General features: G+C 62.5%; 19 protein-coding genes and 1 riboswitch. Of the genes, 7 read left to right on the top strand and 12 right to left on the bottom strand.

Annotation, left to right across the window (positions count from 1 at the left end; all coding sequences use genetic code 11):
- Positions 1-34: 34 nt before the first annotated feature.
- Both QC815_RS14375 and QC815_RS14370 read right to left on the bottom strand, forming a co-directional pair.
- A complete protein-coding gene (locus QC815_RS14375; protein ID WP_230447315.1) occupies positions 35-1189 on the bottom strand; it encodes an ABC transporter substrate-binding protein in 1155 nt (384 codons plus the stop codon).
- Positions 1190-1415: 226 nt separating this feature from the next.
- Positions 1416-2027, bottom strand: a complete 612-nt coding sequence (locus QC815_RS14370) for a flavin reductase family protein (protein WP_230447314.1) — start codon at positions 2025-2027, stop codon at positions 1416-1418.
- A gap of 118 nt (positions 2028-2145) precedes the next feature.
- On the opposite strand from QC815_RS14370, the gene QC815_RS14365 reads away from it, so the two are divergent.
- Positions 2146-2361: a DUF1289 domain-containing protein gene (locus QC815_RS14365; RefSeq protein WP_310540526.1), complete on the top strand. Its 216-nt coding sequence runs from the start codon at positions 2146-2148 to the stop codon at positions 2359-2361.
- Here QC815_RS14365 and QC815_RS14360 read toward each other — a convergent pair.
- The 5 genes from QC815_RS14360 to QC815_RS14340 form a co-directional block, all read right to left on the bottom strand.
- Entirely contained in the window at positions 2322-3395 is a 1074-nt protein-coding gene (locus QC815_RS14360) for a proline racemase family protein (RefSeq protein ID WP_310540524.1), read from the bottom strand. The genes QC815_RS14365 and QC815_RS14360 overlap by 40 nt on opposite strands.
- Before the next feature lie 18 nt (positions 3396-3413).
- On the bottom strand, positions 3414-4586 hold the full coding sequence (locus tag QC815_RS14355; RefSeq protein WP_230447311.1) for an alcohol dehydrogenase catalytic domain-containing protein: 1173 nt from the start codon (positions 4584-4586) through the stop codon (positions 3414-3416).
- A gap of 102 nt (positions 4587-4688) precedes the next feature.
- On the bottom strand, positions 4689-5657 hold the full coding sequence (locus QC815_RS14350; RefSeq protein WP_310540522.1) for a magnesium transporter CorA family protein: 969 nt from the start codon (positions 5655-5657) through the stop codon (positions 4689-4691).
- Between the two features lie 26 nt (positions 5658-5683).
- Positions 5684-7099 carry a diguanylate cyclase domain-containing protein gene (locus QC815_RS14345; protein WP_230447309.1) on the bottom strand — a complete coding sequence of 472 codons (1416 nt, stop codon included), beginning with the start codon at positions 7097-7099 and terminating at the stop codon, positions 5684-5686.
- A gap of 63 nt (positions 7100-7162) precedes the next feature.
- Complete coding sequence (locus QC815_RS14340) at positions 7163-8542, bottom strand: sodium:solute symporter family transporter (protein WP_310540519.1); 1380 nt, start codon at positions 8540-8542, stop codon at positions 7163-7165.
- Positions 8532-8634, bottom strand: a riboswitch (TPP riboswitch). (Overlaps the previous gene by 11 nt.)
- Before the next feature lie 208 nt (positions 8635-8842).
- Between QC815_RS14340 and QC815_RS14335 the strand changes: the two genes are divergently transcribed.
- A complete protein-coding gene (locus tag QC815_RS14335; RefSeq protein WP_230447307.1) occupies positions 8843-9535 on the top strand; it encodes a hypothetical protein in 693 nt (230 codons plus the stop codon).
- A gap of 65 nt (positions 9536-9600) precedes the next feature.
- Here the strand turns inward: QC815_RS14335 and QC815_RS14330 are convergent, their stop codons facing one another.
- Complete coding sequence (locus QC815_RS14330; RefSeq protein WP_310540517.1) at positions 9601-11100, bottom strand: CoA-acylating methylmalonate-semialdehyde dehydrogenase; 1500 nt, start codon at positions 11098-11100, stop codon at positions 9601-9603.
- 273 nt (positions 11101-11373) lie between these two features.
- On the opposite strand from QC815_RS14330, the gene QC815_RS14325 reads away from it, so the two are divergent.
- Positions 11374-12432, top strand: a complete 1059-nt coding sequence (locus tag QC815_RS14325; protein ID WP_310540515.1) for a zinc-binding metallopeptidase family protein — start codon at positions 11374-11376, stop codon at positions 12430-12432.
- Between the two features lie 12 nt (positions 12433-12444).
- Here QC815_RS14325 and QC815_RS14320 read toward each other — a convergent pair whose 3' ends face one another.
- On the bottom strand, positions 12445-13449 hold the full coding sequence (locus QC815_RS14320; RefSeq protein WP_230447304.1) for an alpha-E domain-containing protein: 1005 nt from the start codon (positions 13447-13449) through the stop codon (positions 12445-12447).
- Between the two features lie 3 nt (positions 13450-13452).
- On the bottom strand, positions 13453-14937 hold the full coding sequence (locus QC815_RS14315; RefSeq protein ID WP_230447303.1) for a circularly permuted type 2 ATP-grasp protein: 1485 nt from the start codon (positions 14935-14937) through the stop codon (positions 13453-13455).
- Positions 14938-15290: 353 nt separating this feature from the next.
- Here QC815_RS14315 and QC815_RS14310 point away from each other — a divergent pair, with 353 nt between their 5' ends.
- The 3 genes from QC815_RS14310 to QC815_RS14300 all read left to right on the top strand — a co-directional run bounded on the left by QC815_RS14310 (position 15291) and on the right by QC815_RS14300 (position 21924).
- Positions 15291-18560, top strand: a complete 3270-nt coding sequence (locus tag QC815_RS14310; RefSeq protein WP_310540512.1) for a transglutaminase family protein — start codon at positions 15291-15293, stop codon at positions 18558-18560.
- Between the two features lie 77 nt (positions 18561-18637).
- The gene (locus tag QC815_RS14305) at positions 18638-21046 is read left to right on the top strand and encodes a circularly permuted type 2 ATP-grasp protein (RefSeq protein WP_310540510.1); all 2409 of its coding nucleotides are present in this window, start codon (positions 18638-18640) and stop codon (positions 21044-21046) included.
- Positions 21043-21924 (top strand): transglutaminase family protein, encoded by an 882-nt coding sequence (locus QC815_RS14300; RefSeq protein WP_230447300.1) that lies wholly within the window; start codon positions 21043-21045, stop codon positions 21922-21924. Before QC815_RS14305 ends, QC815_RS14300 begins: the two co-directional genes overlap by 4 nt.
- Positions 21925-21959: 35 nt before the next feature.
- Here QC815_RS14300 and QC815_RS14295 read toward each other — a convergent pair whose 3' ends face one another.
- A complete protein-coding gene (locus QC815_RS14295; RefSeq protein WP_230447299.1) occupies positions 21960-22673 on the bottom strand; it encodes a DUF3581 family protein in 714 nt (237 codons plus the stop codon).
- A 108-nt stretch (positions 22674-22781) separates the two neighbouring features.
- Here QC815_RS14295 and QC815_RS14290 point away from each other — a divergent pair, with 108 nt between their 5' ends.
- Positions 22782-25802, top strand: coding sequence for a hypothetical protein (locus QC815_RS14290; RefSeq protein ID WP_310540506.1), 3021 nt, complete (start codon positions 22782-22784; stop codon positions 25800-25802).
- 5 nt (positions 25803-25807) lie between these two features.
- Here the strand turns inward: QC815_RS14290 and QC815_RS14285 are convergent, their stop codons facing one another.
- Complete coding sequence (locus QC815_RS14285) at positions 25808-26524, bottom strand: trimeric intracellular cation channel family protein (RefSeq protein ID WP_230447297.1); 717 nt, start codon at positions 26522-26524, stop codon at positions 25808-25810.
- Positions 26525-26598: the final 74 nt, after the last annotated feature.

Genomic DNA, 26598 nt, shown 5'->3' with positions numbered 1-26598 from the left:
GGGAAAATGGCGCATCAAGCTGCGGCTAAATGCCTTAGCGCAGCAGCGTTGACCACTCGACGCGTTCGAACTGGCCGTCGACAACGATGGTCGGCCAGACGCTGTCGCTTGCCTGGTGATCGTCGCGCGCCAGGTGAAGAGGTTCTTCAAGACCGATATCCACGTCTCCCAGCCCCAGCAGCCCGTCGACAATGGCTTCGCGATCCGGTGAGTCGCCGGCGGCTTTCACGCCTTCCACAAACAACTTGGCGGCCAGATAACCTTCCAACGAAACAAAGTCAGGCTCACTGCCGTCGCCATATTCCTGAAGCGCCTGGCGGTAGGCGTCAACGGCGGGCAGGTCGGCGTCCAGTGGCGGCACCACCTGGGTCACGATCACGCCCTCTGCTTGATCACCCAGCTCATTCAACAGCGCCTGGCTGCCCACGAAGGACACGTTGAGGAACACCGCATCGGGCATGTCCTTGCGCGCTTCGCGGATAAAGTCAGCCGCCGGGCCATAGGTGCCGACGATAATCACCGCCTTGGGCGTTTCAGCCGCCTGGAGGATGGTGGCCAATCCCTGATGGACGTTGCGTGTCCCGCGCGAAAAACGCCCGTGAGCGAGGTTTTGAGTGCCGGTAAAGCCCTGTGCTTCAAGCGCTTGCTTCGCCCCGTTGTAGCCGGCGTCGCCGAAGCTGTCGTTCTGGGTGAAGAAGGCAATTTCCTCCGGCTCGATACCCGCGTCCATCAGGCCGTCCACCATCGCCGCGGTTTCCTGAACGTAGCTGGCGCGGTAGTTGATGACATAACGGTCGGGGGGCGATTGACGCAGCACGCCTGCGCCGGTAAAGGCGCCGAACAGCAGCGTTTTGGCTTCGTTGTAAATCGGTATGGTGACGGTGGCGGTGGGCGTGCCCACATTGCCGATGGCCGCCAGGATATCGTCGTCTTCCACCACCTCGCGGGTGTGGCGAGCGGCGGTGAGGGGGTCGTAGCGATCGTCAAAGGCGGCGAGGGACAGCATCTCGCCATTGACACCGCCCTCAGCATTGACCTCGGCAAAATACGTTTCAATGCCCTTCTGCATGCCCTGCCCGAGTGAGGCTGCCGGGCCGCTGTCCGGCGCCACGATGGCAAACTTCAGTTCCGCATGAACGGCCGGAATCGACACTACACTTGCCAGTAATGCTATCAAGAATCGTCGCATTGTCCCTTCCCTAATCGGTTTGCCGCTTTATTGTTGCGTGCGGTTCGTTTAAAACTTTTCTAATAAGCACCACGGCGATATTTATAGCCACGCTTCACCCGCAGCGTGAAAAGCACCAAGCAGTACTATCGGCCGAAGACTATAGGACTAAAGGACAATTATCCTTAATTACAAAGTAAGCTTTATTTCGAGTTTCGTAACCCGGCCCGAGAGCCGGGTAAAACGATTAGCCGGGACGCTGCAGGGCGAAGCGATCCGTGGTGCGCAGATAGTCGCTGCCGGCCAGGCGCCCCAACGGGTTGAGCACCTCCAGATTGACGTGGCGACCGTCCCAGATGGCGTCATCAAGATGCAGGGATATCACGTTGGCGAGTACCAGATTGCCGGCCATGGGCTGATCGCCAAAGCGAATGATGTCGCGCAGCCGACAGCCGAACGCCACCGGCGCGCTGGCAATACGCGGCACAGACACTCCTGCCATGGCGGCTTTTTCGAGCCCGGCGAGCATGAATTCGTCCTCGCCGGGAGACAGGCTTGCACTGGTGGCGTTGAGGGCATCGACCAGGGCTTCGCTGCTGATGTGCACCACGCACTCGGGGTTTTCCTCGAGGTTACGCACGGTGTCCTTGCTGCGGCCCTGACCGTTCTGGAGGGGCGAAAACCCCAGCACCGGCGGATCGACACTGACCACGTTGAAAAACGAGAACGGAGCGAGATTGGCGTTGCCCTGGCGATCCTGGGTGGCCACCCAGGCAATCGGACGTGGACAGATCGTGCCGGATAACAGCCGATACAGGGTGCCCGCCTCCAGCGGCGACTTGTCGAGTAAACAGTGCATGGCCTTTCCTCATCAACGCATGGACAAAGCCTTACGCTACCACACCCAGGTCGTCGCGGGTCATGTTAGGCTAGGCGCTCGCGATTTCCCCCTTGCATCCATGAGGCTGACGATACCCGTGACTTCATCTCCTTCTTCTTTCCGCCCGCTGTCGCCGTGCCGCAAGATCTGTCGTGTCGTCCCCGACCAGTCGCTGTGCGAAGGCTGCGGGCGCACCCTGGATGAAATCGCCCGCTGGGGACAGATGACCGAGGCCGAAAAGGCGCCGGTATGGAAGCGCCTCGACGCCGAGGGCTACAGCGTATCGTCGGGCAGCTCGGCGCGCGGTGGGTGATGACGATCCAGCAGGATGTGGTGTAGCTCGCCGCAGTTCACCAAGGGCTCATCGCAGTTGATCACGATATCCGAGTGGGCCAGCACGTGGCTACGCCCGGTAATGGTGTTTTCCACCACCTGATAAGCGCCTTCCTGGTGGGTATCGATGAAGGTGCCGATAAAGCCGGTGTCGCGCAGCGATACGGTTTCCAGCTTGTCGCCCTGGTTCAGCCGCCCTTCGTAATGCATCAGCGCCAGCCGCGCGGACGTCCCCGTACCGGTGGTGCTGCGGCAAATAACACCGGGATGCACGTAGGTCGTTGAGCGAGAACGTACATAACCTTCAGCGACCTGTTCTTCAGGCCCCATGAAATGCAGGAATGGCAGCGGCCCCACATCGCCCAATGTGTAGTGGGAAAAGCCCCGCTCGGCCTTGATGGCTTCGACAATCTTGTGCGCACAGAGCGCCAGCGCCGCCTCTTCTTCCAGGGTCAGCTTGAAGCCCAGCTCGGCGGCATCCACCAGCGCGTAAAAGCCGCCACTGTAAGCGACCGAATAGGTCACGGGGCCAATGTCCGGCACCTGGATGGTCTCGCGGTAGGTGTCGATGTAGCTGGGCAGCCCGCCGCAGGTCACCGACTCCACCACGCCGTTATGCACCCTGGCTTCGATCTGGACAAGGCCCGCCGGGGCTTCCAGCTTGAAGCGCTGGATGCCCTCCTTCTTGGGCACGATACCGCTTTCCAGCACCGCCGTGGCGGTGCACAGCGTGTTCGAGCCCGAGTAGATCGGGTAGCCCATGACCTCCATGATGATGTAACCGGCCACGGCTTCCGGGTCGCAGGGCGGCACCAGGAGATCCACGGACATCTCGGGGATGCCGTAGGGTTCCTCGAGCAACAGCCGACGCAGGCCATCGGCGTCGTCGCGCAGGTACTCCATCTGCGCGCGGACGCTGTCCCCGGGAAGATGATCGATGCCACCGGTCACGATCCGGCTGACATCGCCGCCCGCATGGGTATCCATTAGCTGGATGGTGTGCTGAGTATTCATTCGCCAGTCTCTTTGGGATCAGGAAGCGTTAAGGGCAAACGGCGCGCCATGGGTGTCCCATTGGCTATCCGGGACGATCACGATCTTGCCCAGATAGTGGCTGCCGCGATTGACGAAATAGCGCTCGGCTTCATGGAGTTCCGAGAGCTTGAACGCGGCGTGCAGAACCGGCTTAAGCTCGTCGCTGCGAATCCAGGCGATGAGCTGCTCGGCCTCTTCCCGGGTACCGTGGGAGACGCCGAAGATCTGCACCTGATAGAGATAAATCTTCGTCCACATGATTTCGCTCACGTTGCCGCCGCTGGCGCCAGCGATGGAAAGCCGCGGATAACGCTTGCGGTGCTGCATATCGACGATCATGGTATCGATAAACAGGTTGGTCATGTCGCCGCCGACCAGATCCATCACGGCGTCGATCGGCTGGCCATTGGTCGTTGCCAATACGCGATCCACAAAGGTCGGCAGATCACCCCGGTCGATCACCGCCTCGGCGCCCAGTGCCAGTAGCGCATCGGCCTTCTCAGGCTGGCTCACGGCGTAGGGCACAGCGCCCACGACGCGACACAACTGGATCAGTGCCGTGCCCACCCCGCCGCTTGCGCCGGTGACCAGCACACGCTCTCCGGCGCCGATCCCGGCGGATGTCATCATGTGGTAGGCCGTCTGGTAGGAACACATCCCCATGGCGGCAAGCTCGGCATCGTGCAGCGCCGGGTTGGGCACGTGGTGAAACTGGTCAGACGGTACGGCGATGTACTCGGCATAGCCACCATCGGCCCCGTGGCCATAGTAATCCGGGGTCAGGTTGATATCACGGCGATCATCGGCATACAGATTGAAATCCAGCAGCCCCCGCTCACCGATCCTCGAAGCATCAACGCCCTCGCCCACCGCCACGACACGGCCCGCCACATCGGCGCCCTGAATGCGTGGGAACGTCAGCGTGGCCTCACCGCCCATGGCAAACGAGGTCACGTCGCCCTTGTTCTTGGTGGGGTAAAGCCCCTCGCGGGCCTTGCGATCGGTATTGTTTTTTGCCGTGGCGGTCACCTGCACCAGCACCTCCCCCGCCCGGGGCTTGGGCGTGGCCACGTCCTTGCGGTACTCAAGCTTCTCGACGCCGCCATGCCCGGTCAGCAGCATGGCGGCCATGGTATCGGGCGGTGTGGCATTCATCTTTGCGTCAGCCATTGTCGGCCTCCTTCCAGCGATGAAACGTCGTATGGGTTATGGCATGACCCTAACAAACTTTCGCCCTGTCTCAAGCGAACCGGGTCGGGAGCCGGTCTGGCGTCAAAACCAGTGCTTGCGCTTGAACAGCCAGATCAGCATACCGCCGATACCCAGCATCACGCCCCACACGAAGAAATAGCCGTAGCGATAGCCAAGCTCCGGCATGTACTCGAAATTCATGCCGTAAATGCCGGCAATGAACGTCAGCGGCACAAAAATCGCGGTAATTACCGTAAGCACGCGCATGGTGATATTAAGCTGGTGCGAAGAGATCGAAATATAGCCATCCACCAGGTCACCGCAGATGTCGTAATACATTTGCGTAAGGGTATACAGCCGCTCGAAGCGCTCTTCCACATCGGTAATCGCGTGCAGGGTTTCGCTCTCGTCGCGGGGCAGGTGCGCATAGTCGTAGGCGGTAAGCTCCTGGGTAATACCCCGGTGATAGCTGAATATGCGGCGCATTTTCACCAGCCGCGAGCGGTAGGCGATAATCCGGCGCATCAGCACATCATTGCCGTTTTCAAGCAGCTCGTCTTCCAGATCGCTGAGGGCGACTTCGAACTCCAGCAGGCTGTCGATGTAAAACCCCGCCGACAGGTACATGACCCGCAGCGCGACGTGTTCGGGGGAGTACGCCAGCAGCTCGCGGCCCTGCTCCTTGAGCAGCCGCTCGATACTCATCGCCGCCCCGGGGTGCAGGGTCACCAGAAAGCGCTCGCCGATAAAAAAGCATACCTGCTGGGGAATGAAGTTCAGTTGGGCATCAAACGAGGAGATGCCGCGGTAGATAATCAGCGTGTGATGGCCGAACTCTTCGATTTTCGGCGGATGACGCTCCCGATGGGCATCCTGGATCGCCATTGGATGGCAGTCGAAGTCTTCCAGCAGCCGTTGCTCGCTGGCCTGGCTTTCGCCTTGCATGTCCACCCAGATATGGCTACCGGGCGTCTCCCGCCAGACCGCGACGAGCTGCTCGTCGCCTTCCTGCACCTGGCCGTCGGGGGTGGTCAACAATGTCCGGATCATGGTCGTCCTTGACGTTTTGAATGCGATTACGCGGGTGCGTCAGCCATGCGTACCTGAGCCTTGCCAGCACGCTTGGCGTCATACATGGCGACGTCGGCACGCTTCAGCAACTCCTGGGCGGTTTCGCTGGCCTCGGGGTAATAGAGCGCCACCCCGATACTGGTGCTGATATGGGCCGTCCCCTTTTCCAGGCAAAGCGGCCGCTCGATGGTGTCGACCAACTGTCGGGCGAGTCGCTCGGCCGCCTCCGGCGCGATGTTTTCCAGCAGCACCACAAATTCGTCGCCCGCCCAGCGGGCCACATAGTCGGTTTCGCGCACGGCGTCGCTAAGGCGTTTGGCCACTTCGCGCAGCAGCTGGTCACCGGCGGCGTGGCCGTTTTGATCGTTGACCGATTTGAATCCGTCCAGGTCCATGAACAGGACGGCCAGGGCGTTTTTCAGGCGTCGCGTGCGCGCCATGGCGTCCGGCAGTCGTTCATCCAGGGCGCGCCGGTTGGGCAGTTGGGTAAGCGCATCCTCGCGAGCCTGCTGGTCGCGCAGGCGCTCCAGCTGTATGCGCTCGGTAACGTCGTGCAGAAACAGGCTGCGGCGACCCTTGCCCTCGATCTCCAGCGACTTGATGCGCATTTCCACGGGCACCTGGCTGCCGTCACGGCGGGTGGCGTAGTAGGTCATCGGCATTTGCTGATCGCCTTCGGGCACGCCTTCGGGAAAGATCAGTTGCTGAAGGGATCTGGCCAGGGCTTCCTTGCGCGTCCAGCCGAACATGGTCTGCGCCGCGCGATTCCAGTCCAGCACCTTGTCGTTATCATTGATGCTGATATAGGCGTCGTAGGCCGACTCGATCACCAGATTCAGCTCGCGCGTACGCCGCTCAATCTGGTTTTCGAGATCAAGATGCAACGCCTCGAGGGATGCCTGCGAGTCTTCGCGACGCTGCTTTTCAAACTGAAAACGTTCGCGCAGGTGAATTTCATCGGTCACGATCGCCGCCAGGTCCTTTAGCGCGGCGAGCTCGGCATCCGTGACACGACGCGGCCGGGAATCCACGGCACACAGCGACCCCAGAGCCAGCCCCTGGGAGGTGCGCAGCGGAATGCCCACATAAAAACGCACGCCCTGATCGGCGGTCACCAGGGGGTTATGCGCAAACCGGGGATCCTGCTGCGCATCTTCCACGATCAGCGGCACCTCGTCGGCAATGGTGTAGGCGCAGAATGCCACGTCGCGGGAGGTTTCCTGGGCCTCTACGCCAACGCGGGACTTGAACCACTGGCGCTTGGCGTCGACCAGGGTCACCGTTGACGTGGGCACATCCAGCAGTTGGGTGACCAGACGCGTGACCCGGTCGAACGCAGGTTCCTCCGGTGTGTCCAGCAACGCCAGCTCGTACAGCGCTGCCAGACGTGCCTCTTCGTCGGGCAAGATTGGGTAGTTCATTGGCGTGTCACCCATGATAGTAGGCGGTAACCTACCAGCATAACGCGAACGACGCCGCTTTGCTCAATGGGCGCGTAAACGCCCGGCCATTGCCAGCCCGACGCTGACCAGGGTAGAAGCGCATAGCGCGCCCAGGAAGGGCCCGAGCGTGGGGATTCCGTTGGGAAAGGTGGCCGCCATGAGGCCGGCGGACAGGCTCCCGTTTGCCACCCAGCCCGGCAGCACGGCGCCCAGCAGCCCCGCCAGGCCGCCGGCAATCGCCGCTGCGGCACTCATGCGCCGCCACAACCCCAACAGCACCGGTACGACGATTGCTGCACACAGCAGGTCGGCGACCAGAAACAGCCGCAGCACCGAGAGCCCCTGCAGCGCGATCACCACCACCGGCACCATCAACGCCACGGTCAGCCAGCGCGCCGTGGTCAGCGATCGACCTTGCTGTTCATGCTGGGAGACCATCAGCGAGGCGATCGCGTTTTGCAGCGTATCGACGCTCGATGCCACCAGCGTGACGGCCAGCACTAGCGCCAGAAGCCCCACCCAGGCAGGCGCCGTGCCCAACAGCGCAAAAAACGGCATGGGCGGATTGCCCAGCTCGACACCGCTCATTGCCGCCAGCATCCCCAGGCCGCCAATCGCCATGACGACGGCGACGGTCATGCCACCGCCCAGCCAGGCGCCCCGGCCCAGGCTATTGGCATCTTGGGCGGCCCACACCCGTTGCCAGTACCCCTGATGGAAAAGATTGGCCGCAGTGACGGCAATCACCAGCGTCAGCGCCACCCCCAGCGCCTCCCCCACAGGGACGCTGGGCATCGATGACATCGTGGGCATGTCGGGCAGATGGGTGAACGCCACACTGCTGACGATGAGCAATAACGCCACCAGCAGCCAGGCCTGCCAGCGGTCGGTGGCAAGGCTCGCTCGCAGCCCCCCGAGCACGGTATAGGCCAGGGTACTCAAGGCAACGCCCAGCACCACCGCGGCAGGAGGCACATCGGAAAGCAGCGCGGTAATCGCGCCGATAGCGGTCAACTCGGCGGCCAAGAAACATGCCATGTAGGCCACCGACACCAGCGATACCCAACGCCGCACGCCGCTGCCGTAGCAGGCCTGGGCAAACTCGGCGATGCTGCGACCTTCAGGCAACGCGCGCCGAATAGCCGGCCCGTAGAGTCCTAGAACGATAAACGGCAGTGCCGACCCGATGGCGTAGCCGGCAAGCGCCACAGGCCCCACAAAGGCGCCGATTTCCGGCGGGGCAAACAGAATCCACGCGCCCATGCCCGAGGCAAGAAAGGAGAGCCCCAGCGTGCCCCCCGACTGGGAGTTGCGCGCGGTGATATAGTCGTCCACCGTGCCATCGACCCAGCGGGCACGTAGACCAAGCAGAATGAAACAACCAAGTGCCGCGGCGAGCACGGCAGATGTCAGGTAAGGCATGTCGCACTTCCTCCGCCGGTATCAACCGGATCAGGTTCCAGGGTAAGCATAAAACGCCCTCTCAGCCCGGTAGGGCTCCCCTGGCGACAGTGAGTGAAAGGATTTTCTTGCGGACTTATCGTCAACGATAATGGCGTCAGCGTAAAGCGCCAAGAGTGTGCCGCAGCGCGCAGGCGTTGAGCATTTCACACGCCGGGGTCTTTCAATCCTGACAGCCGCTCGCCATACTCAGCAGGTAACCCGCTAATGTCAAAGAAACCGTGCGCTACGGGAAACGGTTCTCTCAAAGGGATGACGCTGATGCACTACACCGAAGCCAAGGAACATACCCCGGGCAGGCTGCACGAGCTGTTTGCAGACCCTTACAACGCGTTTGAAAACGATACCGACGAACGCCAGCTGCATATTCGCATCACGCTATACATGCTGCTGACGCGCCCGATGAAACGTGGCCTGATGACGCTGCGCGTGATTCACGGCTGGGAAAACGGCGGCTTCGATCCCCAGGATCTCCAGCACGTCGACTACCCTCTGAGTAACGTGGCTGATTTCAAACGCGCGGTGAGCGACTTTACCCGGGCGTCAAAAGACAACCTTGCCTTGCCCGCCGATGACGACGCTCTGTTGGCCGCCCCGCTTGCCGATGCCATCGCCAATGCCGAGGCAGACGGCCAAACCCTGGATGAAGAGACACGCACGATTCCGGCGCGCTGGCCGGCCTTCGAGGGCGGCCTGGCGCTCTATACGCTGTTCAAGATGTACCACCGTCTAGTGTACGGCGAGGACGAAGCGTACCGCTGCACACAGTGCTATACGTCTCACGGGCTGCGCGAGATTCACGAGTTCCATCTTGAAGAAGGCGAGTTTGCGCTGCTGGTGCCCACCGGCAAGCACTTCATCACCGAACCGTCACTGCTGGTGCTGCACGAAAGTCAGCTGGATCCCATCGAACGGCTGCTGGAAGAAAGCCTGCCGATCTTTGCAGACGTCTAGGCGGTTACCCAAAGCCTGCCAAGCACCTCCCCTCAATCCGGCTAAGGGGAGGTGACGAGATACCATCAGCCGAGCGAAATGGTGCTGTTGATACCGCTAGAGACGTTCTCCGGCTCGAACCAGCGGGCGGTCACGGTCTTGGTTTGTGTCCAGAAGGCAATCGCCTGCTTGCCGTTCGGCCCCAGGTCACCCAGCTTCGACCCACGCGAACCGGTAAAGCTGAAGTAGGCGACCGGCACCGGGATGGGTACGTTGATGCCTATCTGGCCCACGTCGATGTCGGTTTCGAAGCGCCGCGCCACCCAGCCGGAGTTGGTAAAGATCGAGGTGCCGTTACCGTTGGGATTGGCGTTGATGAAGGCGATGGCATCGTCCAGAGTGTCCACGCTGACCACGCAGAGCACCGGACCAAAGATTTCCTCGCGATAGACTGTCATCTCTGCGGTGACGTCGGCAAACAGTGTCGGCCCCACAAAGTTGCCGTCGGGGTAACCCTCCACCGTGCAGCCACGCCCGTCGACCATCAGCTTGGCGCCTTCTTTTTCGCCCGCAGTAATCAAGCGCTCAACCCGCTCCTTGGCCTGGGGAGACACCAGCGGACCCAAGTCCGCATCGCGCTGGGTGCCAGGGCCGACGGTCATGCCCCGCGCGCCCTGGACGATGTCATCCAGCCACTCGCGCGCTTCACCGACCAGCACTACCACCGAGTTGGCCATGCAGCGCTGCCCGGCGGCGCCGAAAGCGGAGCCCAGCAGGCTGTCGATGGCCTGGCTGCGATTGGCGTCCGGCATCACCACGCAATGGTTCTTGGCGCCCATCATCGCCTGCATACGCTTGCCCGCTGCGGCAGACCGGTTGTAGAGCAGCGAGCCGACGTGGGTCGAGCCGATGAACGACAGTGCCTTGATATCCTGGTGGTCGGCGATCTGGTTGGCCACCTCAGGGCCGCCGTGCACGACGTTCAATACCCCTGCGGGAATACCCGCTTCATGGGCAAGCTCGACCAGGCGCATGGTCGAGCTTGGATCCTGCTCCGAGGGTTTCAGGACAAAGGTATTGCCGGTGGCAATGGCCAGCGGGAACATGAAACACGGCAGCATGATCGGGAAGTTGAAAGCGGTAATGCCCGCCCCGACGCCCAGCGGCTGGTGCATGGTATACACGTCGACTTCGTTGGCGGCATTATCGGCCAGCTCGCCAAGCTGCAGCGAAGTGATCGAGCAGGCATGTTCCACCACTTCCAGCCCGCGCCCCACCTCACCTTCGGCATCCGGCAGCGTCTTGCCGTGCTCCTCGGTAATCAGCGCCGCCAGCTCGGGCGTGTGCTCGCGAATCAGCGCCTGCAGCTTGAGCATGATGCGCATGCGCTTGCCCAGCGGTACCTTGCGCCATTCCTTGAAGGCCGTTTTGGCGCTGGCCACGGCGCGCTCGACTTCGTCGGCGGTACAGAACGGCACGCGGGCGACGACGTCCTGGGTGGCCGGGTTCACCACGTCGCGCCACGCCTGGCTTTGCGACGTGACGGGCTGACCATCGATATACATGGGGATTTCGCGAACGGGCATGGCTTGGCTCCTGTTGTCATTGTGTCGGGATGGGCGCTTGCCTGGATCGTGGCGGCATGCGTGGTGAACGGACGTCACAGCACGCTCGACCGCGAACCAAAGAAAGTTAACGTAAACGTCAATTAGCCATAGCACGAGTAAACAGAATCTGGGGCGCGGCGTCAATTAGCCTTTTCATGGCTGCGCGGATCTCGCTATGCTGGAGCAATCATCGCGTCTCCGCGCCAATGAACCTTAATGAAGCGCGCTGCGACTCGCCCCCAGGAGACCTTCATGCAGACGTTCAGCTGCCGCTGTGGCAACCCGCTTTTTTTTGAAAACACCCACTGCCTTGGCTGCCGGTCCGAGGTTGGCTGGTGCCCGACGTGTGCCAACATCGTGGCGCTGGAAACATTGCCCAAGGGCGGGTATCGCTGCACCCACCCTGGCTGCGCCACTGACCTGATGAAGTGTCACAACTACGCATTCGCCAATGTCTGCAACCGGATGGTGGTCATGAACGACGGGCATGCCGATACATTGTGCGACTGCTGTCGCTATAACGCGGTGATACCGGATTTGGCGATCGAGGGTAATCGCGCGCGCTGGGCAGCGCTCGAAGCCGCCAAGCGCCGGCTATTTCACACCTTGGATGTGCTGGGCCTCCCCCACGGCACCCACGGTGATGCCATCCGCGTGCCGCTCAGCTTCTCGTTCATGGCCGACGCACTCCCCGACCAGGGGCTATGGCGCTCAACCGCCAGCCAGGAAAAAGTCTATACCGGGCACGCCAACGGCCATATCACCATCAACGTCAAGGAAGCCGACGACGTTGAACGGGAGCGCCTGCGGGTCGACATGAACGAATCTCACCGCACCTTGATCGGTCACTTTCGCCATGAAATCGGCCACTACTACTGGGATTTGCTGGTCAAGGCGCGTGACGAGGAAGCCTGTCGGCGAGTGTTTGGCGACCACCACCACCCCAGCTATGCGGAGGCGCTGGAACACTACTACCAGCAGGGCGCGCCCGCCGACTGGTCGATACACTTCATCTCGGCGTATGCCGCCATGCACCCGTGGGAAGACTTTGCCGAAACCTTTGCGTTCTACCTGGATATGGTGGCGGTGCTGGATACCGCCATGCACATGGGGCTTTCCCGCGCCGAGTACGATGGCTCGCTAGACGGCATGCTGCAGGCCTTCCACCAGGTAGGCATGGCGGTCAATGAACTCAACCGCGACATGGGGCTGCTGGATCTGGCACCCGGTGTGATGGCCCCGGCGGTGCGCGACAAGCTCGCGTATCTGCATGAGCTCATCCGCAACGCTCCGCGCAGCCTCGAGGGTTAAGATGAATGACGGTCAGTCGTCGTCGATATCCTGATCACCTGCATGACTCTGGGTTTGCCGCTGGGTCACATGGGGAATGCTGTCGGCGCTGACAAAATAGGTGGCACTCAGGGTGTCGTGAATCGCGGCAAAGCCAATCTGCAGCTCGTCGACAAAAGCGTGCAGCTTGCTCGGCGAGTGGGCCAGCGCCTGAATATCGGCATCCACCACATCCGCTCTAACCAGCGAGACGGTGGCAGCAACGCGATCCTGCCTGGGCAATAACTGCAGCTCGTGACCCAGGGTTTCCAGGCTACAGGCAATAGAACGCGGCAGGTTGGGATCCTGAAGCAGAAAGCGCAGCACATCGGGGCCGCGAACGCGCAGGCGCACCTGCTGCCGATACATCTGGTAAGCGGTCAGCGACTTCAGCACGCTCATCCACTGCAGGTTTTCAAACGGCAGCAGTTCTTCAGGGTTTTGCGGCAGCAGGCTCGCCGAGCGCACGTCGACAATCCGCGTGGTCATGTCGACCCGCTCCAGTTGGCGCCCCAACTCAATAAACGTACGCGCCGGACCGTGGCTCAAGGTGCCTTCGATCAACCCGGTCAAGGTCTGGCAGCCACGAATGACGCTTTTCAAAAAGGCATCCCGGCGCCGTGGGCTGACGCCGTTCTCGGCCTGGTCGGCAACGCTCAGGTAGAGCTGGTTGACCTCTTCCCAGATCTCGCGGGGCACCACATCCCGGGTGGTGCGCAGGTTTTCACGGGCGCTGGCCAGGGCGGAAAGAATCGAGCTGCCACTTTGGGTATCGGCGCACAAGAAGTGCACCACGCTACGCTCGTCAAAGTCGCCATGGCGCTCCCTGAACGCCTCGAGCGTGCCGGTCATTTCAATCAGCGGCCCCCAGCCAAGCGGCAGATGCCGGGGCAAATCCAGCATCAGGTGGCTGTTCACGCTCAGTAACCGCGCGGTGTCTTCGGCGCGTTCGATATAACGGGCCATCCAGTAAAGGTTCTCTGCGACGCGTGACAGCATGGGCTAGGCTCCTGTCCGCTCAGCGGCGGCCGCGGGGTGATCCTCGGTCTCGACAATCCAGGTGTCCTTGCTGCCGCCCCCCTGGGAAGAATTGACCACTAGCGAGCCTTCCACCAGGGCCACACGGGTCAACCCCCCGGTGGTCACATGGGTCTCGGGGCCGGAAAGAATAAACGGACGCAGGTCGACATGGCGGGGCTGCGGCAGGCCGTTGGCAAGGGTCGGCGTCGTCGACAGCGCAAGCGTTGGCTGGGCCATGTAGTTACGCGGATTGGCGTTGATCAACTCGGCGAAATGGTCGCGGGTCTCCTTGGTCGAGCGCGGGCCAATCAGCATGCCGTAGCCACCGGATTCGTTGGCCGGCTTCACGACCAGCTCATCCAGGTGCTCGAGCACATACTTGCGATCCTCTTCAAACATGCACAAATAGCTGGGCACGTTGGGCAATAGCGGCTCTTCGCCCAGGTAGTAGCGAATCAACTCGGGCACAAAGGCGTAAACCACTTTGTCGTCGGCGACCCCCGCACCGGGTGCGTTGGCCAAGGCCACCTTACCCGACCGCCAGGCGCGCATCAGGCCCGCCACGCCCAGCATGGAGCTGGGGTTGAAAGCTTCAGGGTCGAGAAACTCGTCGTCAACCCGTCGGTAAATCACGTCCACCCGTCGCAACCCTTCCACGGTGCGCATGAATACAACGTCATCGTCATCCACCAGCAGGTCGCTGCCCTGCACCAGCTCGACCCCCATCTGCTGAGCCAGATAGGCGTGCTCGAAGTAAGCCGAGTTGTAGATCCCCGGGGTGAGTACAACAACCTGTGGCTCGTCCCCCGGGCGCGGCGACATCGCCGCCAGCATGTCGTAAAGCTGGGCCACGTAATCATCCACGGGCAAAATCTTGCCGGTGGCAAACAGCTCCGGCAGCACTCGCTTGGTCACGTTGCGGTTTTCCAGCATGTAGGAAACGCCGGAGGGGATACGCAGGTTGTCTTCCAGCACATACAAGGTGCCATCGCCGCCACGCACCAGGTCGGAGCCGCAAATATGCGCCCAGACCCCATGGGGCGGGTTGATACCCACGCACTGAGGACGGAAGTTGACCGACTGCGCCAGCACTTCGGCAGGCAACACCCCGTCCTTGACCACTTTCTGCTCGTGGTAAAGATCGTCGATAAACAAGTTGAGTGCCTGAACGCGCTGTTTTAATCCCGCCTCGGTCTTGCGCCATTCATGGGCGGGAATAATGCGCGGCACAATATCGAACGGCCAGGCGCGATCGATCATGGCGCCTTCCGAATACACCGTGAAGGTGATGCCCATGGTGCGAATGGCGATTTCAGCAGCGGTTTTACGCTCGGCCAGCTCATCGGCACTGAACCGCGCCAGCATGTTGCAAAGCTCGCCTGCCGACGCGCGGGGGTTACCGGGTGACGCCATCAGTTCATCGTAATAATCGCGGCACGCATAGTTATTCCAATTCACTTGGCTCATGGGCGCTCTCCTGGCGCAGGGGAAGGACGGCATCTGCCTGATACTTAGTTTAAGCAGGTCTTGCCAAAAGACGGTAAATAAACCGAGCAAAATACATACCATCTTTTGCGCTTTTTCAACGCTCGATTAGCTACACGCTTTAAATGTCATCATTTATCCCGCCGGTTTATTCAAATAGCGCTCTATGGCAGTGCATAACTCGCTTCTTTGTGGTGCAAAAATCGTTTTACACCTTACTTAAACGGCTTAACGGCAATGACAGCTGCAAAAAAGTAAAACTGGAACGATACTTGCGAGTAATAACCTATCATTGACCGGCTTTCGGTTGATTCCGGCTTTCATGAGGGTGGCTTATGACCATTCGCGTTGCCTTGTACCACCAGACGACCTACCGCTTTGACCGGCCGGTACGCTTATCACCGCATGTGGTCCGTCTTCGTCCGGCACCCCACTGCCGCACCCATATCGAGGCCTACTCGCTCAACATTTCCGGTGACGATCACTTTGTAAACTGGCAGCAGGATCCGTTTGGCAACTTCAACGCGCGAATCGTTTTCCCCGAACCACGGCGCGAACTGATCATTGCCGTTGAGCTCATCGCGCCGATGACGGTGATCAACCCGTTTGATTTTTTCCTGGACGACATCGCCCAGACCATCCCTTTTACCTATCCCGACGCGCTGCGCACTGAACTCGGTCCTTACCTGGACGTTACCGAGGCCGGGCCACGCCTGATGGCGTGGCTCGAGGACGTATCCATGGAGCCGACCACCAGCGTCGACTTTCTGGTGGCCATCAACCAGCGTTTACAGCACGACATCAGCTACCTGGTGCGCATGGAGCCCGGCGTGCAGAGCTGCGAGGAAACCCTGACCCTGGGTAGGGGCTCGTGTCGCGACAGCGCCTGGCTCATGGTTCAAATACTGCGCCATCTGGGGCTGGCGGCGCGCTTTGTCTCCGGTTACCTGATCCAGTTGACCCCCGACATCAAGGCACTGGATGGCCCGAGCGGCACCGATGTGGATTTCACCGATCTCCACGCCTGGACCGAAGTCTTCCTGCCCGGCGCGGGCTGGGTGGGGCTCGACCCGACCTCAGGCCTGTTTGCCGGCGAGGGCCATATCCCCCTGGCCGCCACGCCGACCACCGGCAGCGCCGCCGCGATTACCGGCGCTTCAGAGAAGTGCGAGGTCGAGTTCGATGTGGAAATGCGCGTCGAGCGCCTCCACGAAGACCCGCGCGTGACCAAGCCCTACAGCGACCAGGCGTGGCAGCAGATCCTTCAGCTGGGCGACCAGGTGGATAGCGAGCTCAACCAGCAGGACGTGCGCCTGACCATGGGCGGCGAGCCCACCTTTGTGTCGGTCGACGATATGGAGAGCCCCGAGTGGAACACCGAGGCCCTGGGCGAGCACAAGCGCGAACGCGCCGAGGTGTTGCTGACACGCCTGCAAGCCAGCTTTGCGCCGGGCAGCGTCATTCAGCAGCAGCAGGGCAAATGGTACCCCGGTGAGCCGCTGCCGCACTGGGAACTTGCCTGCTACTGGCGCAAGGACGGCGTGCCGCTATGGCGCGACCCGCATTGGCTCGCCTGCTTGGACGGCGCGCCCAGGGTGGTGGTCGACGACGCCATGGCCCAGCGCTTCACCCTGGCGCTGAGCGAACGGCTGGGGGTGGCCGAACGCCACTGGATTCCCGCCTATGAAGACCTCTACTACTACCTGTGGAAGGAGCAGACCCTGCCGGTGAGCGTCGCCCCCCGCGACGCGGATCTGAAAGATGACGCCGAGCGACGCCGACTCGCCCGGCTGCTGGAGCAGGATCTGGGCGCGACGGTGGGCTACGCCCTGCCGCTACGCCATTCGACTGTGCAGTCCCACCGCTGGGAAAGCGGCCACTGGCCGCTGAAGCGCGACCACCTGTATCTCGTCCCCGGTGACTCACCCATGGGACTGCGACTGCCGCTGTCGGCGCTGCCATGGGCCGACCCGGACGAGCAGTCCCGCCTGACCGGCGCCGAGCGCCACGGTCAAAGCCTGCACCCAAGCTCGAGTCATCCCGAAGGCGAAGCCGTTCAGCAGCAACCCAGCGCCGAGAACGACCGCGACCACAAGGTGATCCACACCAGTCTGTGCGTGGAGCCCCGGGACGGGCGTTTACACATCTTTCTGCCGCCGCTGACCCAGCTTGAACACTACCTGGATCTGCTCAGCAGCATCGAGACGTGCGCCCGCGAGCTTGGCTGCCCGGTGATGCTCGAAGGCTATCCACCGCCCCGCGACCCGCGCCTGGACAGCTTCATGATCACCCCCGATCCCGGCGTAATCGAAGTCAACATCATGGCGGCGGCCAGCTGGAAAACCCTGGTGGCGCAGACCGAGCGGCTTTACGACGAGGCCCGACAGGCGCGCCTGGGCACCGAGAAGTTTATGCTCGACGGCCGCCACACGGGAACCGGCGGCGGCAACCACGTCACCCTGGGCGGCGTGACACCGGAAGATTCGCCGTTCCTGCGCCGCCCGGATCTGCTTGCCAGCCTGGTCACCTACTGGCAGCACCACCCCAGCCTTTCGTACCTGTTTTCGGGTCTGTTCATCGGCCCCACCAGCCAGGCACCGCGCGTGGATGAAGCCCGCCACGAAGCGCTTTACGAGCTGGAAATCGCTCTCCAGCAGATACCCCAGGGCGAGGTCGTACAGCCGTGGCTGGTGGATCGGCTGCTGCGCCACCTGCTCACCGACCTTACCGGCAACACCCACCGCGCCGAGTTCTGTATCGACAAGCTCTACTCGCCGGACAGCGATAGCGGCCGTTTGGGGCTTCTTAAGCTTCGCGGCTTTGAAATGCCGCCACACGCGCGCATGGGACTGATGCAGATGCTGCTGATTCGAGCACTCGTCGCCCGCTGCTGGAAAACGCCCTACCGGGCCAAACCGGTGCGCTGGGGCAGCGCTCTGCAGGATCGCTGGATGCTGCCGTATTACCTGTGGGAAGACCTGAACGACGTCCTTGACGACCTGCGTCATCATGGGTTTGATTTCGACCTGGCCTGGTTTGCGCCGTTTCTCGAGTTCCGCTTCCCGGTGCATGGACGGCTGCACACCCCCATGCTGGATATCGAGCTGCGTCAGGCCATCGAACCCTGGCACGTGCTGGGAGAGGAAGCTTCTGCCGGAGGCACCGCACGCTACGTGGACTCCTCGGTCGAGCGCCTGGAGGTCAAGGTGAACGGCATGAGCGGCGACCGCTATATCGTCACCTGCAACGGGCGTCGGGTACCGCTCGCCGCCACCGGGCGTAATGGTGAGGCGGTAGCCGGGGTACGCTACCGGGCCTGGCAGCCGCCGTCGGCGCTGCACCCACAGATTCCCGTCCACGCACCGCTGGTTTTTGACGTGGTCGATACCTGGAACCAGCGTTCTGTAGCAGGTTGCACCTATCATGTGGTGCACCCCACCGGGCGCAGTTTTGACACCTTCCCGGTGAACGCCTTCGAGGCAGAAGCAAGGCGCCTGGGCCGCTTCAGCGATAGCGGGCACCGGCATGGCACCCAGGTACCGCCGACGGAAATACCCAGCCTGGAGCTGCCCTGCACGCTGGACTTACGCTGGTGTCCACGCTAATCCACGGGTGAGTACTTTCTTATCCGCGCTGGCTGCAGGATAATCCGCCCCTTACCTGCTTTAGGACTACAAGGATCATGACGGCGCCTGTCTCTCCCTCGGTACTCGAGCTCGGCACTGCCGGGCTGGTTGAGGACTATCGGCATCAGCTAGGCAAGGGACAGCCCGGCACTTTTGACGCGCTGCTCGACCGCCACGGCCAGCTGCGCCCTGGCTGGACAAGCCTTATCGGCGCGCTGGAAGCGTTAGGCAAGGCGGGGCGCGACCGGCAGCAGGACGAGATCCAGCGGCTGCTGGCCGAGAACGGCGTCATCTTCAACATGCACGACAATACCCAGGGGCGCGCGTGGCGGCTCGACCCGCTGCCCTGGGTGATCGACCAGACCCACTGGCAGGCGCTGGAAGCCGGCCTGACCCAGCGCAGCCGGCTATTTAATGCGCTGTACCAGGATATCTACGGTGCCCGCACGCTGTTTGATGCGGGCATGCTACCGACCCAAGCAATACTGGCGTCGCCGCATTTCCTGCTGGCCTGTCACGGCGCAAAACCTAATGACCGACCCGCGATCAACTTCCACGGTGTCGATGTCATTCAGGACGCCAAGGGCCAGTGGCGAGTCATGGGTGATCGCCTACAGGCGCCCTCGGGTACCGGCTTTGCACTGGAAAACCGCATTCTAATGGCCCGAGCCCTCCCCGAGATGTACCGCAACGCGCCGTTAAAGCGTCTGGCGGGCTTTCTGGACAAGTATCACCGCACGCTTACCGTGCTGGCCTACCAACACCGTGACAATCCCAAGGTCGTGCTGCTAACGCCGGGGCCGGCCACCCCACGTTATTTCGAGCACGCCTACCTGGCCAACTATCTCAACATCGACCTCGCCGAAGGCCAGGATATGGTCGTGCGCGACAGCCAGCTATGGCTACGCACGCTGGGTGGACTGCAGGCGGTGGACGTGGTGCTGCGCCACTGTGACGATGCCTACTGCGACCCACTGGAGTTGAGGGGCGATTCACAGCTGGGCGTGCCGGGGCTCCTGCAGGCAGCACGATCCAGCGGCGTGGCCATCTCGAACGCGCTGGGTGTCGGCGTGCTGGAGCTCCCCGCGCTTGCCGACTATCTGCCGGCGCTGTGCGAACACTTGCTCGGCGAACCCTTGTTACTGCAAGCGGCCAACCCGCAGACCCCGACCGCCACGGCACCGGTGTTCGATAACCCCATGCAGCGCCTGACGCCGTCTACCCTCAACCTGCGCTGCTTTGTGTCGCGAACGCCAGGCAGCGTCAGCGCAGCAAACGATCACGCCAGCCACTATCATGTCATGCCCGGCGGGCTCGCCTGGGTGGGCGCTCCCGGTTCGCCGTCCTTGGCAAGCCCGGTAGTCAAAGACGTCTGGATCACCGCCGACACGCCACAGCCTCACGTTAGCCAGCTGCGTCAGGCACGGGGCCCGGTGGTCGCCACCCGCGATGGCACTGACCTGCCCAGCCGCGTGGCCGAAAGTCTGTTCTGGCTGGGCCGCTACGGCGAGCGTCTGGATGCGCGTTCACGCCTGCTGCGCGAAGCACTGCTGCGGCTACTGGAAGTCGATCAGGATGACATTGCCGACCAGTTGCTGGATGAACTGTTGCTGATACTCGACATTGCGACCCGGGACGCCGATGGCGAACCCAGCAAGGCGCCAAGGGTAGGGTTCATCCAGAAACGCGACGCCCTGCTGGCCCAATTCGACGATAGTCATCCCCAGGCACTGTCGCCGCTGTTCGCCCAGTTGCTGGGCAATGCGCGCAGCATTCGCGACCACCTGGGCGATGATTCCTGGCGCGTACTCCACCAGCTGCGCCAGCGGATGAACAGTATGCATCCTGGTCATGACGCCAGCGCGGCCCGACGCACCTGCGAAGCCCTTTCCGCGCAGCTGGCCGCCTTCTTTGGCCTGTGCAACGAAACCATGCCCCACCACTACGGCTGGCGATTCATGGATATCGGGCGTTTTCTGGATCGCGTCCTGGGGCTTTTATCGTTACTCAAACTGACGCTGAACGCGCCGCCGTCACCGGGCCTGGCCCTCTGGGAGGTGGTCCTCGCCACGACCGATAACTTCACCGCCTACCGGCGGCGTTATCGCAGCGAACTCCACCCGGCCGCGATTCTCGACCTGCTGCTGTTCGATGAAACCAACCCGCGCTCGGTGGGCTACATGCTCAAGCGCCTTGAGCGGCAAATCGACCGGCTGCCCGGGAGCTCATCGCCCTACCGCAATGCCGAACGGCGGCTGATGATTCAGGCCAATGCTGCGCTGCACCTGGCCGATATCGGCCGTCTGAGCCATTTGACCGAAACCCCTGAGGCGCAGGTCGCCCTCGGGCAGTTGCTCGACGCCCTGATAGCGCCGCTGAGCGCGCTGTCCGACGCTATCAGCCACAGCCACTTCAGCCATGTCGAGCGGCCGCGCCAGCTCGTCAGCATGGAGCCTGGCGCGTGAATTACACCCTGCGTCACACCACTCGCTACCGCTACACGGCACCAGTGACGCTGTGCCATAGCGAAGCGCGGGTGCTACCGCGCAAGACGCCGCACCAGCAGTGCGGCGCCTCCGCCTTGACCATTCATCCACTGCCTGACGCGCAGGCCGAACGTCGCGATGTGTTCGGCAATCGCGTGCTGTATTTCGCGCTGGAAGACCTTCATCAGACCCTGGACGTCACCGTGGTCACGCCGATCACCACCCAGCCGCTGGGCCCGCTGCCCGCCCACTCCCCGGCCTGGGAGCGCGTGGCCGAGCAGCTCGGCGTCGACAGCCATTTTGATCGCCAGCTGTATCGGCTGGATTCGCCGTTCATTCGCCGTAACGAAGCACTGGCGGCCTTCGCCCGGCGCTGCTTTACCCCAGGGCGCCCGCTGGTCGAGGCGGCGTTGGCCCTCAACCAGCTTATACACGCCACTTTCGACTACGACTCCAGCGTCACGACGCTCGCCACGCCGCTGAGCGATGTGCTCGCCCAGCAGCGCGGCGTGTGTCAGGACTTCGCCCACCTTGCTATCGGTGCCCTGCGCTCGATTGGCCTGGCGGCGCGTTACGTCAGCGGTTACCTGGAAACCCAGCCGCCGCCCGGCCAGCCACGCCTGGTGGGCGCGGATGCCTCCCATGCCTGGCTGGCACTCTGGGTACCCGACTGGGGCTGGCTGGCGCTGGATCCGACCAACGGCACGGTTGCCGGCGAGCAGCATCCGGTACTGGGCTGGGGGCGTGATTACGCCGATGTGGCGCCGCTCAAGGGGGTCATGAATGGCGGTAGCGACCACCAGCTCGAGGTCGAGGTGGACGTCATGCCGCTAGCGGCTGATCAACCCGTTGGTTAACCCGGGCAGCCAGCAGCGCATCTCGGCCTGCGAAGCTAGTCCACCGACGCCAGATAAGCCGCCTTGAGGCGATAGAACTCGTCGACAATCGCGGCCATTTCGTCGGCGTCATAAGCACACAGCCCACTGACTACAAGCTTTTTCGAGCCCACGCCCACTGGCTCACCACCGGACTGAATGGCAAATTCCAGCAGCGCGTCGGCCCGCTTGCCCTGTACGTCCAGCGATGAGTGGGTCAGCACCAGTCCTGGCGATATTCCATCCAGCCGCTCCAGCGAAAAGCCCATGCTGTCGTAGATAACCAGCGGCCGCCTGGGGTTGAACATGACCCCGTGCTCCTCCATCAGCGGCTTCAGGTAGTGAGGGAAGTTCTTGCCCGAAAACGCCACGTAGCAGCGGGCAAAGGCGTCGATTACCGACGCGTCGTAGGTCCTGTCACCCCGACGCGTAACCTGCAAGTAGCACTTGCCGGCTTCGTCGCGCACTTCCAGCTCGCCGTTGTCGGTCTCGCTGAACAACAACGGGGTGTCGGCACCCACCATGTTGGTGAAGCGAAACTCCATGTGGCGCGACAGCCCGAACCTTGCCAGCACCAGGGCAAAGAGAAGGTCGCCCGGCACACAAAAACGCCGCGCGTCAGGGTTATGGATCGGGTTGTAGTCTCCCGCCACACCCTTGGCGAAATGGCTGGCCTGCTCGGCGGAGATCACTACATACTCTCCACGCTGCGTGTAAAATTCCTGGAACATGGCGTTGGCTGTCTGCTTAGCGTTGAAATCAAAAGTCGATTGCGGACTTACGTGGCGCATAATGCCATAAAACATGGACTAGCAGGAGCCATCTTCAAGGACGGTTTTATGTCATCGCCACCGCCTAATACCACACCCTCGGCACGCGCCAAGGCCTGGAAACGACGCTTACCGCACTGGTTCGCCATCACGTTAGGGGCGGGATTGGGTCTGTTAGTGCTCTGGCTGGCGGGCAGCTACTGGCTGCTCAACAGCCAATGGCTGCCCGAGCGACTGTCACAGGCGCCCGGGGTGGATATCCGCTGGGAACAAGGCAGCAGCCGCCACCCCGGGCGCTGGAACGTCGAGGAATTGACGATACGCCGCGATGACGGCGCGCTTGCCCTGGCGCTTGACGCGGACCGCGCGACGCTCGAGCTCTCGTTGATGGCCCTGCTTGGTGGCGAGATTCACATTAAAGCGCTGGACGCCGAAGGTATCCGCGAGCTGCAGCTTGGCGATATAACGCTTCAGGGGGAAGGCCGTTTCAGCCTCAAGGACACCACGCTCAGCCGCGACACCCTGGCCATTCCCCAGGCGACTCTGCAATTGACCCAGGGGCGGCTGGTGCGTGGCCAGGATGGCGCCACCCTGGCCCGGAATATTCAGTTGGATGCCAGCGCCTCTCTCGACCGCATAACGCCGACCAGCGCTGAAGGCGGGCTTGATCCCGAGCTTGTCGCCGCGCTTTCCGCCGACGCACGCCTCAGTGCCCGCGCCGACGCCTGGGATGTGTTCATGCCCTACCTCAGCGACCTGCCCTGGCTTGCGATCAACGGCCGCGGGGATTTACACGGTGACATCAGCCTTGACCACGGCCGGCTGCAACCCGGCAGCCAGGTGACCCTCTCGGCTCCTGCACTGGTCATGCGCGTCGACGAAGCCTACCTGGGTCAGCCGCAAGCGGTGCGCTGGCAGCGCCCCGACCAGCAGCCCCCGGTACACATCGCCCAGGGAGACGGTGTTATCGCGTTGAGGGTTCCTGCCGGGTCACCCGATACGCTGACCCTCGACGCCACGCTGGATAATGTCATGTTGGCCGATCGCCTTGCCGCTCGCCAGGCGGCACCCTATGCCGATAACACGCACCTCGAGTTCAGTACCGCACTCGACAACCGGCGCGTGGATCAGCTCGAGGCGCCGAGCGCCGCCGCGCTCAGCCTGGAGGGACGTGTTCTCCGGCTGGACATGCTGGCGCGCTACCTGGAGCGGGCAGCCGCCGATCCATTAGACGGCGGTATCACTCTGGCCGGTGACGGACGCCTCGCCCTGGATGTGGCGCTGTCTGATAACCGCCTGGAGACGGCGGACCTGACCGTCACCGCCACTGCCCTGCGCGCAAGCGCCATGGCGTTGACCGCTGAAGGCAACGGTACCCTTCACGCGCACCTGCCCACTCCCGAGACGTTCACTGCGACGCTCAACCTGACCCAGGCAAGACTGCAGCACAACGCCCGCCCCCTGCTGGCTGACGCGTCGCTGACGCTGACCGCCAACAGCCCGCTGGATCCTGACGCCGCGCGCCGACATGCCACGGGTTCATTACGCTGGGAGGACGCGACACTGCCCGACATTAGCAAGCTGCAACCCTATGTGGACGCCTACCTGCCCGATGCAGCGCCGCTGCGTCTGGTCAGCGGCCAGGCGCGCAGCCAGGGCCAGCTTAACCTGACGTCCGACCAGCTGAGCGGTGACGCCACCCTCGCCGGCAGCCGCTGGGTAACCGATTGGTCAACCGGTAAAGACGCCCATCGCCTGACCAGCGACATGCAGCTCGACCTGACCATCAACCAGGCGGCTATGGATGCCAGCACGTTAGACGTCAGCGGCAGCCGCCTTGAGTGGCAGGTAAGCGACGCCTCCCGGCAAGCGCGCAAGGAGAGCACGCTGACAAGCTCGCTAATCCTCCACGAAGGGCGTTTTCAACGCGAGGATAGCCAACCAAGCGGCCGGTTCGACGTGTCCGGCAGCGTCCAGCATCTGGGGTTTCTCAACGCCTTTCTGCCCGATGCCCATGGGCTTGCCCTCGACGGCGCGGGACAGCTGTCGGCCCGGGGCGGCTTCAAGGCTGATCGACTGACCGCGCCTACCCGGCTTCGCGTGGTGGCCAATCCACTGCGCGTTGATTTTCTGGATTACCGCGCCAGCGGGCGTGGCGAGCTGACCGCGCAGTTGGACAGTGCCGAGCGGGCGCTGCTCTCCCTGGGCATTCCGCGCTTTTCGCTGGCCCGCCAGGGCGATGACAGCCCCCATGTGGAAGGCCGCCACCTGGCCCTCACCACCACGACCGAGGCCTTTTCCGCCGTCATCGACGACCCGCAGCCCGAGCACTTCACCACCCGGATCAGCTTGCCGATCATCGATGTACCGGACATCACCCGCTACAACGCCTACCTGCCCGAGGGAACTGGAGTCAGGCTGCTGGATGGCCAGGCGAGTCTATCCAGCGAGCTTGTGTTAAGCGGTATGCAGGGCGAAGGTGACGTGACGTTCAGGGCGTTCGGCACCGAGCTTGCACTGCTGGAGCAACGGTTGCGTGGCGATATCCACATGCAGCTGGTGCTCAGCGAAGGCGATCTGGCGGCCATGCGCTTTGTCGCCAACGATTCCTTCCTGCGCCTGGAGAACGTCTCACGAATAGGCAACGAAGCGTCCAGCGATGCAGGCTGGTGGGCGCAGTTGGATATGGCCGAGGCGACGCTTCTATGGGAGACGCCCGTCAATCTTGATGCCCGCCTGGGGCTGCGGCTTCGCGACAGCGGCCTGCTCGCGCGGCTGTTTCTCGCCCGTGCCCGGGAAAGTGACTGGCTGGGGCGGTTACTCAGCGTGCGCAATATCCAAGGCAGCGCCCTCCTCCGCTTGAATGACAAGCGGCTGGATCTGAATGATCTGCAGCTAAGCGGCGGACCACTGCTGCTGCTGGCTGATCTGACACTGGCTGAGCAGAGCGCCAACGGCGCGCTTTACGCTCGCCTAGGGCGGCTCGGCGTGGGGGTCGAGCTAGCGAACCGCGAGCCCACGCTGAAAATACTCCAGCCACGCCGCTGGTTTGAGCACTGGAGAGAGAGCCACCGCCGCGTGAGACCCTAGAACGGTTAGCGCTGCTTACGCTCATGGCGAATCATGCGCACCCGCTCCTTGGCCTTTTGCGGCGTCGACAGCGGCTCGCCTGTGTCGTTGGGGGCTTTGCGCGGCACACTGACCCAGGCAAACACCGGCAGCGCCAATTGCCAATGGATGGCGGCCAGGCGCAATCCCAGCGTCACGCTCAGCGATACGACAATGCTCACGGCAGACGGTACCCCCAGGGCATGCAGGGCCACGTAAATGATCCCCCCGGCCATCGCTGCCGTGGCGTAAACCTCCTCGCGCAGTACCATCGGCACCCGCTGGGCCAGCACATCACGAATCATACCCCCGGCCACGCCGGTCATCATGCCCATCAGTACCGCGACCACCCCCGGGCTTCCCAGCAGCAGCGCCTTGTGGGCACCAATGACGGTAAACAGCGCCAGCCCAAAGGCGTCGGCTACCGGCAAAAAGCCCCGTGACAGGCGGTGGATATAATGAAACCCCACCAGCGACACGCTCACCGTGGCGAGAATCACCCACAGATAGATGGGATCGGTAACCCAGAATACCGGCCGCACTCCCAGCACCAGATCGCGTAGCGTGCCACCGCCAATGCCAGTGACTGCCGCCAGCACCAGCATGCCGATGGGATCCATTCGCGACCGGCACGCCAACATCACGCCCGACAGCGCAAACACGATGACCCCCGCTATATCCAGCCAGTAGACAACGCCCGACACGCGCTTCCCCTTTATCCGTTAGTGAGTGATTGATCATGAGGCTAGTCCCTGACGGAACGCGTTTGAAACTAACA

The organism is Vreelandella gomseomensis (genome assembly GCF_031451645.1).
In the GTDB taxonomy this organism is placed as follows: Bacteria; Pseudomonadota; Gammaproteobacteria; order Pseudomonadales; family Halomonadaceae; genus Vreelandella; species Vreelandella gomseomensis.
The sequence above is the reverse complement of the archived record's forward strand: the minus strand, read 5'-3'. Positions and strand labels throughout refer to the sequence as shown.